The sequence below is a fragment of the Pseudoalteromonas sp. NCCP-2140 genome, from assembly GCF_023708065.1.
Taxonomy (GTDB): Bacteria; Pseudomonadota; Gammaproteobacteria; order Enterobacterales; family Alteromonadaceae; genus Pseudoalteromonas.
On sequence record NZ_BRCZ01000012.1, the window covers coordinates 39,706 to 55,656 of the forward strand.

Below are 15,951 nucleotides of genomic sequence, written 5' to 3' on the forward strand. Positions count from 1 at the left end.
GTATTTAACTGTAACAACTATAAACCAAATTACAGAACTATTTCATCTTTACTGCAATCATGTTGCTAACTTTTACGTCAAGCATAGCGCTCTAGATCATTTAGCGCGGCCGATAATGAGTGATTGAAGGTTTTGAATATTGCTAAGGGTCTGTACGAGGAAGGAAAAAGGGCAATTATTATTGCCCTTTTAGTGTTTTAATCGTTTTTAAAGCTCGTCGTATACCGTTGGGATCGCTTGGCGCTTATGTTGAGTACGTAAGTAAATTGCTGTTAGCTTTTCTTCGACTTCATTGCTGACTTCTTTACCTTCTAAGAAATCATCAATTTGATCGTAAGTGAGGCCAAGCGCTTCTTCGTCAGTTAGACCTGGGCGATCACACTCTAAGTCGGCCGTTGGGGCTTTATGTACAAGGACAGCTGGCGCTCCCAAGTGCTCAGCAAGCGCACGAACTTGACGCTTTGATAAGCCAAATAAAGGTGCCAGGTCACATGCTCCGTCACCAAATTTTGTGTAGAAGCCAGTGATGTTTTCAGCACTGTGATCGGTACCAACAACTAAGCCTTGGCTGAAACCGGCAATTTCATACTGCGCAACCATGCGTTGGCGTGCTTTTACATTACCTTTGATAAAGTCGATTTTAGCTTGCTCTGGTAATTCAGCACCACCACCAACAACCGCGGCCATTGCTTGTTCATGCATGCCATCGACAGCCGCTTTAATGTTAACCGTCATACGCTTACTCGGTTGAATAAAATCTACGGCTAGTTGTGCTTCGTCTTCATCTGCTTGTACGCCGTAAGGTAAGCGCACAGCAATAAATTGATATTCGTTAGTGTTGTGCTCTTGGTTTAATTCATCCACCGCTAATTGGCATAAACGGCCACAGGTTGATGAGTCAACACCGCCACTGATCCCTAATACAAGTGAGCGAGAGTGCGCAGCAATAAGTCGGCTTTTAAGAAAGTTAACACGACGGGTGATTTCCGCTTTTACATCAATAGTTGGTTGGACTTTCATTTCCGCCAGAATGTCGGCACGCATGGTAGAGCTCCTATTTTTCGTTGTGGTTGTCAGCGTTTTTTACATTATGTTACGGGCGCGGTTTTTATTAAAGACCTAAATGCGCTTTTATTGCGTTAATTTGTTGCTTAAGATCTTCGATTTCGCTTCGTAATTGTTGCAATTCACTACTGTTATCTTGAACAGGCTCATTAGCAGCCATGTCCTCAGTAATGCTGTCTGGGTCAACAAATAAGTGCATGTAGCGACTCTCGCGCTTGCCGGGCTCTCGAGCTAAGCGTGCAACATGTTCTTGCTCTATAAGTGCATTTAATGCGGCTTCGACTTCATTGACGTTACTAAACTCAGCGAGGCGGTTGCTGCGTGTTCTCAACTCGCCTGGTGTTTGCGGGCCACGTAACAGTAACAAACAGATAATGGCGCGTTGCTGCTCAGTAAATTGCAAACTGCCAAATTCGGTATTACAAAAGCGGTGAGCATATTTATTTACACGCCCAGATAGCCCTTCATCAACCGTTACTAAGCGTGATGCAATAAGCTCATCGAGGGTATCTTGGACTTGCGCTTCAGTGAGAGACAATACAGGTTCACGGTTAGATTTTTGATTACATGCATTAGTCAGTGAGTTTAAAGATAACGGGTAATGTTCGGGTGTTGTACTTTGCTTTTCGAGTAAACAGCCAATAACACGTTGTTGAATTGATGATAATTGCATGGTTTTACTCTCTTTTTATTCTTCAGTGCTTAGCCACACTGTTAATTTTTTATTGAGCGAGTCAAATTTAAGGGGTTTGGTGACATAGTCGTTCATACCTGCGTTTAAACAACGCTCTTTGTCACCTTGCATCGCATTTGCAGTGAGTGCGACGATATTAACCCCCTGATGAGCTGCGCCTGCTTCACCTGCCCGAATGGCTCGCGTTGCTTGGTAACCATCCATTTCTGGCATTTGGCAATCCATTAACACTAATTGGTAGGGGCTTTGCTCTCGGCTTGAAAGTTGTGCAATTGCTTCAAGGCCATTTTCAGCGATATCAAAACTAATGCCTGCTTGCTTTAGCAACGAACCTGCCACCATCTGATTCACTTTATTATCTTCAACCAGCAAGACTTGCGACTCAGTATTATCGCTACTGGTCACGACCTTGGTTATTAAGGCCTCTTTATTAACCTGCTGCTGTTCAATGTATTTGTCGTTCGCCAGTGAATTAAATAAATCAGACTGCGTTAATGGTTTAAAGATAATACTCTCAACTTTTAATGTTTGTCTCGTTTGTTTTTCAGTAAGACTCATTGGGGCCATTAAAATTCGTTTACAGTTGGTGGCATTAAAGTATTTTAAGAATGCTTGTTGGTGCTCTTTTGTTGCGCTGCTATAAAAAAGATAATCCACTAAAATTGCATCGCAGCCATTATCGGTTGGCATTGCAGCACGATTGAGTAAGCTTAGCATATCAGTATAGGTCTCGACCTCTGCTCCCCATAGCTGCAATTGTTTTTTGGCAATATTGCTACTGAGCTTACAATTATCAGCAATTAAAATATGCTTTTTATCTATAATGTGGCTTGGCTCTGGCGCTTGCTTTGTATGATCACGTTTAACTTTTACAGTAAAATTAAAGGTGCTGCCTTCCCCGTATGAACTAACCACACTGACATCACCATCCATTAACTGACACAGCTGTTTTACTATTGCAAGGCCAAGCCCTGTACCGCCGTATTGGCGTGTAGTTGATGCATCCGCTTGCGTGAATGAGTCAAATAAAGTGGCTTGCTTTTCGGGCTTGATACCTACACCCGAATCAATAACAGAGCAGTTCAAGAACAATTCTTCGTTGTTTGTTTCGAGTTTGGCGATGACGATAATCTCACCATCTTTTGTGAATTTAACCGCATTGCTAACTAGGTTATTGATGATTTGTCTAATCCGGTTTGGGTCGCTAATGATAAAGCCGTGATTAAGGTGTGTGGTATCTAGCAGCAACTTGGTATTGTTTTGTTCTGCTTTAATGGCAAACGATTCGATAGTATCGCCAAGTAGTTTTGATACATTAAAGCTAACATTTTCAATATCGAGCTTACCGGCCTCAATTTTAGAGAAATCTAAAATATCGTTAATGATATGCAATAGTGATTCAGCCGATGATTGCGCCAAATCTATATGGTGGTTTTGCTGGGTGTCTAGTTTGGTTTGTTTGATGATATTGAGCATCCCGATCACGCCATTCATGGGGGTGCGGATCTCATGACTCATACTTGCTAAAAATTCACTTTTGGCTTTTACTGCTTGTTCTGCTGCTTCTTTCGCTTGAACGAGTTGTTGTTCGGTCTCTATACGGCGCTGACTGGCGTGTAAACTACCAATGAGTGCCGCAACTGCGATTAAAAAGCTTTCTTCATTTTTACTCCAATGTCTGCGGTTATGACATTTTTCGGCGCACACAACCCCCATTGTTTTGCTACCAGTAGGAATGATCACTGTCAGCATTGAGCGTATATTAAACCAATCAAGGTAGTTGCTACGTAGGTCACTAGTCAGTGGATGTTGTTGTGCATCACTGGCATTAATTACAGCGTGATTGTTAATGGCATCAAAATAATTTTGAAATTCAAATTGTTGTAGTGAAATCGGCTCGCTAAATTCAGGCTGGCTTTGGTCGTGAATAGCAAAGGTATTGAGCGACTGGCGGTCGTCACTAAATAGCCAAATACTCGCGCGATCAATATCAAAAGCGTGACAAATTGCTTGCACAATCACATGTTTAGATAAGTTAAGGTTACCAGTCAGTACAGCATCATTAACGGTAAGAGAGGCTAAAATCTCATTATGTAAGGCTATTTTGTTGTTTTCTAGCTCATCTCGCTTACGGGTATCAATATTTTGTAGTGAACCAAAAAGTTTTATACAACGGCCATTTTTATGCTCGGCTTCACCATGTAGCAGCACCCAAACCTCATCACCTTCAGCAGTGATGATTTGTACTTGAGTTTCAAAACTCTCACCATACTTGATTGCACGCTCGTTAAGGCGACGAATTTTATCTCGGCTTTCACCCGCTTTGAAATGTGTAAAGTTAGCAGGCCACTCTGGTTGTACATTAAGAGGAAACTTAAAAATTTGCTTGGTCATATCAGACCAATAGACGGTTCTTGTCTCTAGATTAAAAGACCAAGCGCCGACTTTAGCAAGACTACTCATGGTTTCTAACATACGTTCGCTTTTGTACTGTCTTTCGACCATGCGTAAAAAGAATACTGAGGCGCCAGCAAATAAAATACAAAATAGAATAATGGCCAGTCTAAGCGGCCAAATAGCAGAACTTGGTGGCTGCCATCCAGATTTTGGTGTGGCGTACATCTGCCACTCACCACCTGGAAAGTTAATTCTAAAGCTCAGAGGGTTTGTGTTGAGCACGTCCTTAGAGCCGAAGAAAAAATCACCTTTAGCAGCAAGGCCATTTTTGCCTTGTAGGGCAATATCATAATGCTCACTTAGCGCGATTAACCCCGAGTTCGTGTAAATTTTGTCTATATCGAGGACAACAGAGAGGAGCCCCCAAAAAGTGAGTTCTGGTGGAGTGAATACGGGCATTCTTGCTATCAATGCTTGACCACCTTGCACCAACTCTAAGGGGCCGGCCATAACAATACGATTTTCATCTCGTGCTCTAATTGCGTCGTCACGCTGCGCTGGGTTTTCTAAAAAGTTTAGCCCGATAGATTTCTCATTACCCACAAGAGGATAAGTCATCTGAATAACCATATCAGGGGCCGCGCCGATGTTTCTAAGCTCTGAAGACGTTGAAAATAAAGGGCTGGCAATTTGCGTGAAGCGGGCTTGGTCTAAATTGGGTTCAGCCGCAACGGCAACTGCAAGGCCCCTAACAAGTTGAATGTTAGATATTAAGGTGGCTTCGAGCTCTGCACGATAGGCACTTACTTTTGCCAGCTCCTGTGCACGAAAAGCATCTTTCTCGCGGCTGTAATTAATTTGGTCGATTACAAGGCCAATCACGATGATACAGGCAAGTGAAAACCAGAAGGCTAGCTTCAGTTTTTGTAGTTTTTTATTATCTGTTTTGGTCGCTAGCGGCATGAGAAATATCAGGTTTTATACTATTTACCTACTATAGACAATTTCTGTGGTAATTAACAATGAACAGCAAATCTATAAACCTAATTTCAATTATTTGTATCGCAACACTATTCTTTCACAAAACTCAGGTTAATATAGTGTTACTTTAGCGCAAGGATAATTGGCATGTTTAAGATAATCAAATGGTTACTAATAGGTTTGTTCGTTGTAATGTTACTCGCAACGGGGCTTGTTTATGGCGTATTAAACTTAAGTTTACCGGCACTTGATGGTCGCGGTAAAAGCGACGCTATTTCGCAATCAGTTAAGATTGAGCGAGATACCTTAGGACAGGCTGTTATTCATGCCGAAAACCGATTAGATGCAGCCTATGCTCTTGGTTTTGCTCATGGTCAGGACCGATTCTTTCAAATGGATTTACTGCGCCGTAATGCTGCAGGTGAGCTTAGTGAGTTATTTGGTAAAGCTGCCGTTGGGCTTGATAAAAAAATGCGCTTTCATCAGTTACGTAAACGCAGTCAGATTGCTGTCGCGCAGTTACCTGCTAAAGATAAAGCGCTATTAAAAGCGTACGCGAATGGGGTTAATGAAGGCCATGCGCAAGTGGGTTTCAATAGCTTTGAATATTTACTCACAGGCGCTGAAGCAAAACCTTGGCAAAGCGAAGACAGCTTACTAATCATTTTTAGTATGTATTTAGATTTACAAACGGCCACCTTTGAGCGCGACAAAACACTGATCGAAATCGAAGATTTATATGGTAAGGCGATGGTTGACTTTATTACTCAGCCTAGCCTTTATCAAGCGGCACTCGATAATAGCCAATTAGCGCCTTATAACGGCGGTATTCCTTATCTCAAAGACGCTCAATGGGCTATGACTGACATTGCAGACCGAAAGGAACTTGGCAGTAATAACTGGGCGGTTACTGGGCAGTTAACTGAAACAGGTGCTGCAATGCTGTCTGACGATATGCATTTATCGTTTGCTGTGCCAATCATTTGGTACCGTGCCCAGCTCAATTACCCACTCAATGGTGAAATGCAGCAAATCACCGGTGTGTCACTACCAGGGGCTCCTGCCATTGTTGTTGGTACCAATAATAAGATAGCTTGGGGATTCACCAATGGTTATCTAGATACAGCCGACTGGGTAGCCCTTGAGAGTAAAGAGAAAACCTGGCAGATAGATGAACCTATCTTACTCAATGACGGCAACAGCGAAAATTACGCTTTGAGCATGAGTGAGTATGGCCCAGTTAAAGAAATTAACGGCAAACCTTATGCGCTAAGTTGGGTTGCCCACCATGAGTATGCGGTTGATATGGAGTTACTTAAGCTTGAGCAAGCAAACACGGTTGATGATGCACTAGCGCTTGCTGCTGAGGTGGGTATTCCTGTACAAAATCTGATGGTTGTTGATGATAAAGGTAATGCAGCTTGGAAGAATATGGGAGCCGTGCCTGCCCGTAAAGAGCCCCATCAATTAGCGGTGGCTGAGCAAGCGTATCCTGCACAGTGGCACGAAAACGAAACCCAGCGTCCATTTGTTAAAAACCCAGAAAGTGGCCGTTTATGGACGGGCAACTCACGAGTTGTTTCCGCAGAGGATGACCAGCGCTTTGGTAATGGTGCTTATGCCATGGGGGCTCGCTCGGCACAAATTCGCGACCGCTTATTTGAAAAACAACAGTTCAACGAACAAGATTTTTATGACTTACAACATGATAACGAAGCGCGTTTCTTAACGGCTTGGCATAAACTGCTGGTCAAACAGCTTAGCAACGCAGGCGATAAATACGCGCTGTATTTAAAAGAGCTAAATAATTGGCAGACGTGTGCTTGTAGCGACTCAATTGGCTACACCTTAGTAAAGCGCTACCGCAGTGAAGTGATTAACGGCTTATTTAGCCCGTTAGAGAATAAGCTAAAAGCTCTCGATAGTAGCTTAAAACCAGTAAAACGAGACTTAGAACCTGCTGTTTGGCAACTTATCGAAGCGCAGCCTCAGGCATGGTTAAACCCTGAGTATGCAAACTGGCAACAACAAATGATAGGAGCCTTTGACCGCGTTATCACTAAACTAACCGATCAATACGGTAACAACCCGCATAGCTGGGAGTGGGGCAAGGTTAACGAATTAGTGATTGAGCACCCATTTGCCAAGCAAATACCCGCACTGAAAAGCTTATTGAATATGCCTACGGAGCCTGGGTTTGGCGATACCTTTATGCCTTCGGTGCAAGGACGTAGCTTTGGTGCTTCACAGCGCTTTATTGTTCAACCTGGGCACTTAGATAAAGCGATAATGGCTATTCCGGGTGGGCAATCGGGGCATCCATTGTCAGAATTTTATCGTGCCGGGTTTAACGATTATGTTAGTAATGGTTTAACGCCATTATTGCCACAAGAGATTGCCCACAGTATCACTATCGATGCGGTTAATTAACCGCATCAGCATCTTTGAAAGCAGGGCGTTGACCTTTAGCAATGGTAGTTTGGTTGCGTCCTGCGTGCTTGCTTTTATACAGCGCTTCATCAGCGTGTTGTAGCATTTTTTCTATTGAAGCGAGCGGTTGCCATTCAATAAGCCCAAAACTCATAGTGACATTGAGATCGGGGAATTCATGATGTGCCTCTAGCTCGGCGATTTTTAAACGTAAGGTTTCAATTTTTGCAAAGGCCTGCTTTGCATCTGTATTAGTTAATAAAATTAAAAATTCTTCACCACCCCAGCGTACCGCTATATCTTCATCATCAATAAATTGGCGAATTAGCCTGGCAACATTAACGAGCACCGTATCACCTTTTTCATGGCCATAATTGTCGTTAATACTTTTAAACTTATCGATGTCAGCCATAACAATACAAAGACTGCTCTCAAGCTCTATGCTCTTTTGATGTGCCGCAGTGATTAATTTTTTTGCAAAACGGCGGTTGTAGAGCTTAGTGAGTGGATCGCGGGCTGCCATTTCTGTTAACTCAACCCGTTGCGACAAAGTGATTTCTCTGATTAGACCCATGCCATAGACCATAGGTAAGCCGGCAATAATAATATTGATTACATTTACATGCGGTAGTAACTCTGGGTAAGCGAAGCTGTACTGAACATCTGCAAAAAACACATAAAGCAGGGCGAATGTCGTGATCATAACTAAACTATAAATGGCTGCGCGCCTAAACGTTAATTGATAATCGATCATTAAAATGCAAGACACAGTCCATAGGTAAAACTGAAACCCAGCGCCTAAACCAAGGGTGGCACAGACAATTACCGCATGAATAATTACTTCAAGGCAAAATACTCTAAGTGCTAGCGAAGTCAGTCCTTGCTTAATTAAAAAGATGCCGCTTGCCCAAGCAAGCACACTCAAGATATTAACTAAAGCAAGCGTATTTGCACCTATGTGAGCAAATACGGGGATCAGCAAGACATGAACAATCAACGCGAAATAGGCGATTTTAGAAATAATCAGAAATTTAACGTGTTCAATCTCTTCTAAGCCAGATTGCTTTGATTGTTTTAATAAGTGTTTGATCAATCCAACCTCAAATACACATGGAGAGTAGCGTAATTATAGATGAAAAGTTGAGCAATGCAGGTTTATAATTGCTCGCTTTTGCTTTGTAAAGCCATTTAGTTCAAGTTTATGAATGAGGCTAAGCGCCTGTTCACATCATCTTTGATATGATCAAAGGCTTGGCAGAGTGGGTATTTGATGCCACTCTAGTTAAAGCTAATCTAGAAACATGCTGAGCAATGTTTGCTGTGATTATTCTCTCGTGCCCAAAAAGGAGTAGCTATGCCGGCGGAAAAAACGCATTTAGAGATCTGTAATCTAACCAAAGAACAGTACCCACAAATCAAAACTCTTATGGACCAAGCGTATCCTGGGCTTGGTGGTGCTTGGCCAAGCCATACTATTTTTAGGCTGATAGATCAGTTTCCTGAAGGGCAAATAGGTATTGTTGACGATGGTGTCCTAGTTGGCATCGCCTTGAGTGTACAGGTCGATTACGCGCGCTTTTCTAACCCGCATACCTACGAAGATATTGTTGATGGTCATGACCGAGTATTTAGTGATCCTGAAGGTGATGCACTTTATGGTCTAGATGTAGTGATTTCATCGACTCACCGAGGTATGCGATTGGGTCGTCGCTTATACGATGCACGAAAAGAGCTGTGCCGTCAGTATAACTTACGCGCTATTTTAGCGGGTGGGCGTATTCCGCGCTATTACAATCACAGTGCAGAGATGTCGCCGATGGAGTACATCGAAAAAGTTGACCACAAAGAGCTGTACGATCCGATTTTGAGCTTTCAGTTATCTAATGATTTCCAAGTTAAACGTTTACTTAAAAAATACCTTCCTGAAGATCAGGAATCAGTTGGTTACGCCACTTTACTTGAGTGGAATAACATTATGTTTGAGCCGACTGATACAGTACTTGAGTCGACCAAATCAATTGTCCGTGTCGGTGCCGTACAGTGGCAAATGCGCTGTGTTGAGTCTGTTGAAGAACTGCTCAAGCAAGTGGAATACTTTGTTGATACGGTGTCTGACTATAAGAGTGACTTTATTCTGTTTCCGGAGTTTTTCAATGCCCCGTTAATGGGCCTCACCGAGCAAAGCAATCAAACGGAAGCCATTCGCTATCTGGCCGAATATACAGAAACCTTCCGTGATGCAATGTCGCGCATGGCGGTTGAATACAATGCCAATATTATCACAGGCTCTATGCCGCTTGCTGAAGATGACAAGATTTATAATGTCAGCTACCTATGCCACCGCAGCGGTAAAATCGATGAGCAGCGCAAAATTCATATTACCCCTCACGAGCAAAATGACTGGGTGATCCAAGGCGGTGACAAAATTGCTGTATTTGAAACCGATGCGGGTCGTGTCGGTATTCAAATTTGTTACGATGTTGAGTTCCCTGAGCTGTCACGTATTCTCGCTAAGCAAGGGTTAGATATTTTGTTCGTGCCATTTTGGACGGATACAAAAAATAGTTACTTACGTGTTCGTCATTGTGCGCAAGCACGTGCAATTGAAAATGAATGTTATGTTGTGATTGCAGGCTCGGTTGGTAACTTACCTGAGGTTGAGAGTTTAGACGTACAGTATTCGCAATCAGCAGTGCTTACTCCTTCTGATTTCTCATTCCCACATGATGCGACCTTGAATGAAGCAACACCGAATACCGAAATGCTGTTATTCAGTGATTTAGATATGGATAAACTGAAAATCCTTCACAGTGAAGGTACTGTTAGAAACTTAAAAGACCGCCGCGAAGATTTGTATGACGTGATCTTGAAAAAGCGAGATAACTAATGGCGTGGTTGTATTTAATTGTCGCAGGTCTGTTAGAAATTGGCTGGCCTATTGGCCTTAAAATGTCTCAACAGGCAGACAGTCGCTGGTTAGGCATTGCAATTGCTGTCGCATTTATGGTCGCTAGTGGTTTTATGCTGTGGTTGGCGCAAAAGGATATTCCGATGGGAACATCTTATGCGGTATGGACAGGCATAGGAGCCGCGGGCACTTTCTTAGTTGGTATTTTATTTTATGGGGATACCGCCACATTTGGCCGTATTGCCGGAGTATTGCTGATAATTAGCGGTGTGATAACGCTAAAAATTAGTCATTAAAAAAGCGGCATAGCCGCTTTTTTTAATGAATAGGAATAAGCCTAATTTGGTAGCATTACCAGAATGGCTGCCAGTGCAATTAACACAAGCCCCGCTGTGTCTTGGCGTTTTAACGGCTGTTTTAACCAAAGAATCGATACCATAATGGTAAAGAATACTTCTATCTGCCCCAGTGTTTTTACATAAGCAACATGCTGCAAGCTCATGGCACTAAACCAACCGATTGAACCTAAACAGCTACAAAAACTGACAGCCGTAGTGGTACCTTTGTGATGCCACATTTTCTTAAATGTACCGCGTTCTTTAAATGCAATATACACGCACAGCATCAGGGTTTGTAAGCTGATTATCAGTAACAACACCCAAGCGGCAGAGTGTGGGAAAGTCAGTCCTGAATTTAAACTTGCCTCACGGATCCATGATGAAGAGAGAGCAAAAGAAGTGCCGCAAGCAAGCCCAAGCAGTGCAGTGCCCAAATTAAAGTGTTTAACATTCGCGATGCCACTTAATAGCAATACCGCAATTGCACCAATAAATACGCCAACCCAACCTAGCAGTGAGAGTGCTGAGCCAAAGAACATAACACCTAAAATGGCCGCCATCAGTGCTTCACTTTTTGCAAGCCCTGCGCCGACTGCAAAGTTATTCATTTTAAACAGTTTTACCATCAAACCGGTGGCAACGATTTGGACGATACTGGCGCCAACAATGTAGCCAATAAAAGCCAGATTAAAGTCAGGGAGTGCGGCGTCTTGATATTGATAAAGTACAAATAAATACAGTGCAGCAATCGGGCTGGCAATAATAAAGCGAGCAAGCGTTACCCCGGCAACGCTCACTGTTGCACTGAGTTTACTTTGCAGAGCGTTTCGCCACGACTGCATAAATGCCGCAAAAATAGTTAAGAAAATCCAAGTCATATTGAAAATAAATTAATGAGGAGAGGCAATTAGAGTAACAAAACCAAAGTATGAGAGCATTAGCTTATCGACCAACTTGAGAAAAACTCAGCTGTGACAATATGCCGCAGGGCTTTTATGCCGGCTTTAGACTATAGTGACAATGATGCTATTGCTGGCCGCTGCTGTTTTAAGTAGCGGCTTTTTTTGTTTGCGCTAGGGTAGGTTATTACAGTTAAAAGATAAGGAAATATCATGACCACACTGATTATCTGCGCACTCATCGCAGTACTTATACCCTATTTAGCTAAAGCACCTGTGGCTTTCGCACAAAATAAGTTGGCAGGCTACGACAATAAGCACCCACGCGAACAACAAGCTAAACTAACCGGCTTTGGTGCTCGTGCGTTGGCAGCACATCAAAATAGCTTTGAGTCACTGATTATTTTTGCTGTCGCGCTGGCAGTCGTAATAGGTAGCAATAATGTCTATCAGGTAACTGAGACCCTAGCGATTGTGCATGTTATTGCCCGCGTGTTGTATTGTATTTTCTACTACATAAACCAAGATATTCTGCGCTCATTAGTTTGGCTAGTAGGCTATGTTTGTGCTGTGGCGATGATTGCTGTTTGCCTTTAGTTACAAGCCAATGAGTTAAAAACCACAAAGCAAGCGGCTTAAATAAGGCGCTTGCTTTAGGGTCTTAAGTGGTTACTTTTACTTAGAGCTAACTTTAATTTTCTCTATTAAATCTTTTGCTTGATAGTTTTCGTCTAAGGCAAAATCGAGTTGCACTAAGGCGTTTTTAAAGCCAGATTCAGACGGCGCATATTGCCATTGTTTTAAGGCTCTTTTCGCTTCTCGATTGAAAACACCTTCAGGCTCTGCACTCACCACACTAACATTGCTGGTGGCGCCGCTTGGTAAAATATCGTATTTCAAAACGACTGAACCGCTAATACCTTGCTCTGCCGCTTGAATTGGGTATATCGGCTCTACACGCATAACCGCTTGATAGTCCTTTGTCTTTTCAATGGACATTGGCTGTTTTGCAATCGCAAAGCTGCTAAGCATGCCCGCTGTAAAAATAACTAACGCTGTTTTTGCAATAAATGAGCTGTTGTCTATCTGCTTTATTTGATTTAGACGTTGTAACATGGTGTTTTTATCTCCGTATTGTGAATAAGCCATTAATCCTGTTCTGCTAAAGCTTGCACAGTGCACTAATGCCTTACTGTATAGAATTCGTTGTTCAGTTGATTTATTTTTGAGTACTTGCTCATCACATGAAAGCTCTTGAATGCGGCGTAGACTTGCATAACCAAGCCAAGCGACAGGGTTAAACCACAGCAAAATAGTGGCACTTAAAGCGATGGCATTAATTAGGTTGTCTTTGCGTTTAATGTGCACTGATTCATGTTCTAAAATAAGCGCTAAAGCATGGCTGTTGTAATGGCTTTGATAGTTTGTAGGCAGCACTAGCTTGGTGTTTATAACCCCAACAACCATAGGTGAACTCACCTGATTGCTTTGGTATAAGCGCATGCTTTGGTTGCTGTGCTGATCAAGCGTAATTGGCGCTAATTGCAGTTTTGCTAGAAAACGGTAATGAAAATATACGGCAGTGATCAGCAGTGCGGCACTAATAAAGCCATAAATAGCAAACCAAGTGAGCGTAAACTGCGGCATTATTGCTGTGTTTGGCGTGATAGTCAGCTTACTGATAAAGTCGTTTTGAATTGGTTTTAAGTGTTCTGGTAGGTTCGCTAACAATAAACTAATCGGTAAAAGCGCCCACAGTGTATAAACCAAGCGTGCCGACAGCTGGCTTAGCAACTTTCGCTCTAGCAGCAATAAAAACATTATTGCAGATGAGATCAAAAGTTGTTGATCTAACAACCAATTAAAAAATGCATCTAACATAACAAGCCTTATTTTTGCTGTTTTTCCCAATCATCAATGACCTTTTTCAGCTCATCAATATCATGTTGCGAGAGTTGCTCTGATTTAGCAAAGCCACTCACCAGTGGCGCAATACGGCCATTAAAAAAGCGTTCAATAAAGCTTTGGCTTTCTTTTAATGTGTATTCTTCACGGGCGATGCAAGGAGTGTAGTTATATTGGCGGCCTTGTTTCTCGAAGCTAAGTGCGCCTTTTTTAACTAAACGGCTTAGTAGCGTTTTGATGGTTTTTTCGTGCCATTCTTTATCGTCACTTAAACGCGCAATTACTTCACTTGCCGTGGCTGGGTAGCCAAGCCATACCGCATCTAATACTTCGAATTCAGCTTTAGAAAGTTCAATCATTTTTATGCCTACAGATGTAATCTTTAATTTAAGATTACACGTGTAATCAATTAATGCAAACTTTTTTGTTAGAGAATGTCACTTTTTTTGATACTGACTATCTGTCCTTCGGGCAAATTAAGCGTGGTGAGTGACAATTTTGCGATATCTGTGCGGTAAAGGTCGATGACTTTGTAGCCACAAAAACGTGCCATTTTACGTATTTGCCGATTTAAGCCTTGTTTTAAGACGATGCAAAACTGCGTTTCGTTGACTTGAGTCACCGTGCAAGGGAGGGTTATTTGTTTATCGACAGGCACACCGCTAGCCATTTTTTTACAGAAGTCGCTATCAAGGGGTTTATCTACGGTGACTAAATAGCGTTTGGGTTGGTGGTAATCAGGGTGGATCAGCTGATTACAAAACTCACCGTCATTGGTCAAAATCAACAAACCTCGGGAGTCTTTGTCGAGCCGGCCAATTGGGTAAACCCGAGTGGTTTTAGGCAGGCTATGAATAAGGCTTGTTGGGTCATCAGCATTTAACTTGCAATCTATACCAACGGGTTTGTGATAAGCAAAGTAGGTGAGTGGCGCTTTAGCTAAAATTTTTTCGCTAAGTACAATCACATCATCGTGCTCATCAACATGATCTATATGATTTGCGGCACGGCCATTTACTGTTACCTCACCTTGATCTATCAAGCGCGATGCTTGCTTTCGAGAGCAAACACCCGCATGGGCAATAAATTTAGCAAGTCGTACTTTTTCTGGCATGAGTGATTTTTGTACAATTAATTTGATCACAGTATATCAAAATCACGTATAAATAGTTCCACCACCAAAGAGGAATGCACATGCCTATCAAGTTATCAGAGCTTGCAGATCACCAACCACTGCAAAAGGTTATCCTTCATTCGTTGGAAATGGCACTGTATCAGGTGTCTGTGATGATCAATAACGTTGAGTATTATGTTACTGATGAGCAGGGTGAGTTTATTCGTGATATTAGCCCGTTGCATATTCAAAAGCGTCTTGATCACCTAAGTTATGGCGATATGGTTCTACGCCACACCAGTGCTTATGATGAAATGTGCGGTCAGCCCGAAAAGCTCGCGAGTAATATGCTCGAAGTACCTTATGGCAAGAACCACTTATACTGATTAACGATATAAGCGTATACTGAGTCATAACATTTTATAGGTATACTATGTATCAATTAAAAAGTGATGACTCAGCTGATCTAAACAACCAGCTAAGAGAACATATTGTGGCTTTCAACGCCCCGCATTTTAATGCCGAGCGTATTCCTTTAGGCTTTAAGTTCGTTAATAAACAAAATAGTGTTGTTGCCGGTATCCATGGTCAAGTATTTGGCAATTGGCTGCTTATTAGTTGGCTTTGGTGTGATGATAAGACACGTGGTAAAGGGCTTGCGACACGATTGTTAGCTGAATTAGAGAGCAAAGCTAAAGCGTTTGGTGCAAATACTGCACAACTTGATACGCTCGATTTCCAAGCCAAACCCTTTTACGAAAAAAACGGCTACCAAGTTAAATACGAGATGAAAAACTACCCACTCGACGGCTGCCGTTATTTTATGGAAAAAACCCTTTAATTATTGGTTTTAATCACTTCGCTTTAAGCACGTCTTGCTCGGTAAAAGTAATCCCTAAGAAAGGGGTCGCTTCAGGGGCAAGCATAAAGGTGCGAATGTTCATATGGTCTTGCCCTTCAGGATTGGGCAACACGTCATCACGATAAAACGCGCCAAAACAATCTAGGGTATTTTGTTTGCTTAGTTGATTAAGCTTTGCAAAGGCAAAAATTTTACACGAACCGTTATTTTCATTTGCTTCGCTTAGCAAGCCATGATTGTTAAAACCGCTTGGGGTAAAATCATAATTGCTGTCTATAACCGCCATGGTATCGGTAAACTCAATTTGCTGTGGTGTGCTTGCTAATGTTGCCAGGAATTCGTTAAGAGTCATTGCTTG

General features: G+C 42.3%; 15 protein-coding genes. 6 read left to right on the forward strand and 9 right to left on the reverse strand.

Going from position 1 to position 15,951, the window contains the following annotated elements; all coding sequences use genetic code 11:
- Positions 1 to 207: 207 nt before the first annotated feature.
- The 3 genes from nadE to NFU46_RS17840 all read right to left on the reverse strand — a co-directional run bounded on the left by nadE (position 208) and on the right by NFU46_RS17840 (position 5,119).
- Positions 208 to 1,044: an ammonia-dependent NAD(+) synthetase gene (gene nadE / locus NFU46_RS17830; RefSeq protein WP_054563697.1), complete on the reverse strand. Its 837-nt coding sequence runs from the start codon at positions 1,042 to 1,044 to the stop codon at positions 208 to 210.
- 67 nt (positions 1,045 to 1,111) lie between these two features.
- Complete coding sequence (locus NFU46_RS17835; RefSeq protein ID WP_251603719.1) at positions 1,112 to 1,738, reverse strand: YceH family protein; 627 nt, start codon at positions 1,736 to 1,738, stop codon at positions 1,112 to 1,114.
- 15 nt (positions 1,739 to 1,753) lie between these two features.
- A complete protein-coding gene (locus NFU46_RS17840) occupies positions 1,754 to 5,119 on the reverse strand; it encodes an ATP-binding protein (RefSeq protein ID WP_251603722.1) in 3,366 nt (1,121 codons plus the stop codon).
- 165 nt (positions 5,120 to 5,284) lie between these two features.
- Between NFU46_RS17840 and NFU46_RS17845 the strand changes: the two genes are divergently transcribed.
- On the forward strand, positions 5,285 to 7,567 hold the full coding sequence (locus tag NFU46_RS17845; RefSeq protein WP_251603725.1) for a penicillin acylase family protein: 2,283 nt from the start codon (positions 5,285 to 5,287) through the stop codon (positions 7,565 to 7,567).
- Here the strand turns inward: NFU46_RS17845 and NFU46_RS17850 are convergent.
- A complete protein-coding gene (locus tag NFU46_RS17850; protein ID WP_251603728.1) occupies positions 7,560 to 8,660 on the reverse strand; it encodes a GGDEF domain-containing protein in 1,101 nt (366 codons plus the stop codon). The genes NFU46_RS17845 and NFU46_RS17850 overlap by 8 nt on opposite strands.
- 261 nt (positions 8,661 to 8,921) lie before the next feature.
- Between NFU46_RS17850 and NFU46_RS17855 the strand changes: the two genes are divergently transcribed.
- Together NFU46_RS17855 and NFU46_RS17860 are read left to right on the forward strand one after the other, a co-directional pair.
- Positions 8,922 to 10,454, forward strand: a complete 1,533-nt coding sequence (locus NFU46_RS17855) for a carbon-nitrogen hydrolase family protein (RefSeq protein WP_251603731.1) — start codon at positions 8,922 to 8,924, stop codon at positions 10,452 to 10,454.
- On the forward strand, positions 10,454 to 10,771 hold the full coding sequence (locus NFU46_RS17860) for a multidrug efflux SMR transporter (protein WP_251603734.1): 318 nt from the start codon (positions 10,454 to 10,456) through the stop codon (positions 10,769 to 10,771). Before NFU46_RS17855 ends, NFU46_RS17860 begins: the two co-directional genes overlap by 1 nt.
- Before the next feature lie 41 nt (positions 10,772 to 10,812).
- Here the strand turns inward: NFU46_RS17860 and NFU46_RS17865 are convergent, their stop codons facing one another.
- Entirely contained in the window at positions 10,813 to 11,691 is an 879-nt protein-coding gene (locus tag NFU46_RS17865; protein WP_251603738.1) for a DMT family transporter, read from the reverse strand.
- Between the two features lie 234 nt (positions 11,692 to 11,925).
- Here NFU46_RS17865 and NFU46_RS17870 point away from each other — a divergent pair, with 234 nt between their 5' ends.
- Positions 11,926 to 12,309, forward strand: a complete 384-nt coding sequence (locus NFU46_RS17870) for an MAPEG family protein (RefSeq protein WP_055199242.1) — start codon at positions 11,926 to 11,928, stop codon at positions 12,307 to 12,309.
- 78 nt (positions 12,310 to 12,387) lie between these two features.
- Here NFU46_RS17870 and NFU46_RS17875 read toward each other — a convergent pair whose 3' ends face one another.
- From NFU46_RS17875 to NFU46_RS17885, 3 genes are all read right to left on the reverse strand, one after another.
- Positions 12,388 to 13,593, reverse strand: coding sequence for a TonB family protein (locus NFU46_RS17875; RefSeq protein ID WP_251603742.1), 1,206 nt, complete (start codon positions 13,591 to 13,593; stop codon positions 12,388 to 12,390).
- 8 nt (positions 13,594 to 13,601) lie between these two features.
- Positions 13,602 to 13,976, reverse strand: a complete 375-nt coding sequence (locus NFU46_RS17880) for a BlaI/MecI/CopY family transcriptional regulator (protein ID WP_054554650.1) — start codon at positions 13,974 to 13,976, stop codon at positions 13,602 to 13,604.
- A gap of 68 nt (positions 13,977 to 14,044) precedes the next feature.
- A complete protein-coding gene (locus NFU46_RS17885; protein WP_251603798.1) occupies positions 14,045 to 14,731 on the reverse strand; it encodes a pseudouridine synthase in 687 nt (228 codons plus the stop codon).
- An 80-nt stretch (positions 14,732 to 14,811) separates the two neighbouring features.
- Between NFU46_RS17885 and NFU46_RS17890 the strand changes: the two genes are divergently transcribed.
- Both NFU46_RS17890 and NFU46_RS17895 read left to right on the forward strand, forming a co-directional pair.
- A complete protein-coding gene (locus tag NFU46_RS17890) occupies positions 14,812 to 15,117 on the forward strand; it encodes a DUF6482 family protein (RefSeq protein WP_130166506.1) in 306 nt (101 codons plus the stop codon).
- A 47-nt stretch (positions 15,118 to 15,164) separates the two neighbouring features.
- The gene (locus NFU46_RS17895; protein ID WP_251603745.1) at positions 15,165 to 15,572 is read left to right on the forward strand and encodes an N-acetyltransferase; all 408 of its coding nucleotides are present in this window, start codon (positions 15,165 to 15,167) and stop codon (positions 15,570 to 15,572) included.
- A gap of 13 nt (positions 15,573 to 15,585) precedes the next feature.
- On the opposite strand, the gene NFU46_RS17900 is transcribed toward NFU46_RS17895, so the two are convergent.
- Positions 15,586 to 15,945: a HopJ type III effector protein gene (locus NFU46_RS17900; RefSeq protein WP_217875454.1), complete on the reverse strand. Its 360-nt coding sequence runs from the start codon at positions 15,943 to 15,945 to the stop codon at positions 15,586 to 15,588.
- Positions 15,946 to 15,951 lie beyond the last annotated feature (6 nt).

Coding starts and splice junctions, on each gene's coding strand:
- nadE (WP_054563697.1), bottom strand. CDS start 1,044: ATGCGTGCCGACATTCTGGCGGAAATGAAAGTCCAACCAACTATTGAT.
- NFU46_RS17835 (WP_251603719.1), bottom strand. CDS start 1,738: ATGCAATTATCATCAATTCAACAACGTGTTATTGGCTGTTTACTCGAA.
- NFU46_RS17840 (WP_251603722.1), bottom strand. CDS start 5,119: ATGCCGCTAGCGACCAAAACAGATAATAAAAAACTACAAAAACTGAAG.
- NFU46_RS17845 (WP_251603725.1), top strand. CDS start 5,285: ATGTTTAAGATAATCAAATGGTTACTAATAGGTTTGTTCGTTGTAATG.
- NFU46_RS17855 (WP_251603731.1), top strand. CDS start 8,922: ATGCCGGCGGAAAAAACGCATTTAGAGATCTGTAATCTAACCAAAGAA.
- NFU46_RS17860 (WP_251603734.1), top strand. CDS start 10,454: ATGGCGTGGTTGTATTTAATTGTCGCAGGTCTGTTAGAAATTGGCTGG.
- NFU46_RS17865 (WP_251603738.1), bottom strand. CDS start 11,691: ATGACTTGGATTTTCTTAACTATTTTTGCGGCATTTATGCAGTCGTGG.
- NFU46_RS17870 (WP_055199242.1), top strand. CDS start 11,926: ATGACCACACTGATTATCTGCGCACTCATCGCAGTACTTATACCCTAT.
- NFU46_RS17875 (WP_251603742.1), bottom strand. CDS start 13,593: ATGTTAGATGCATTTTTTAATTGGTTGTTAGATCAACAACTTTTGATC.
- NFU46_RS17880 (WP_054554650.1), bottom strand. CDS start 13,976: ATGATTGAACTTTCTAAAGCTGAATTCGAAGTATTAGATGCGGTATGG.
- NFU46_RS17885 (WP_251603798.1), bottom strand. CDS start 14,731: ATGCCAGAAAAAGTACGACTTGCTAAATTTATTGCCCATGCGGGTGTT.
- NFU46_RS17890 (WP_130166506.1), top strand. CDS start 14,812: ATGCCTATCAAGTTATCAGAGCTTGCAGATCACCAACCACTGCAAAAG.
- NFU46_RS17895 (WP_251603745.1), top strand. CDS start 15,165: ATGTATCAATTAAAAAGTGATGACTCAGCTGATCTAAACAACCAGCTA.
- NFU46_RS17900 (WP_217875454.1), bottom strand. CDS start 15,945: ATGACTCTTAACGAATTCCTGGCAACATTAGCAAGCACACCACAGCAA.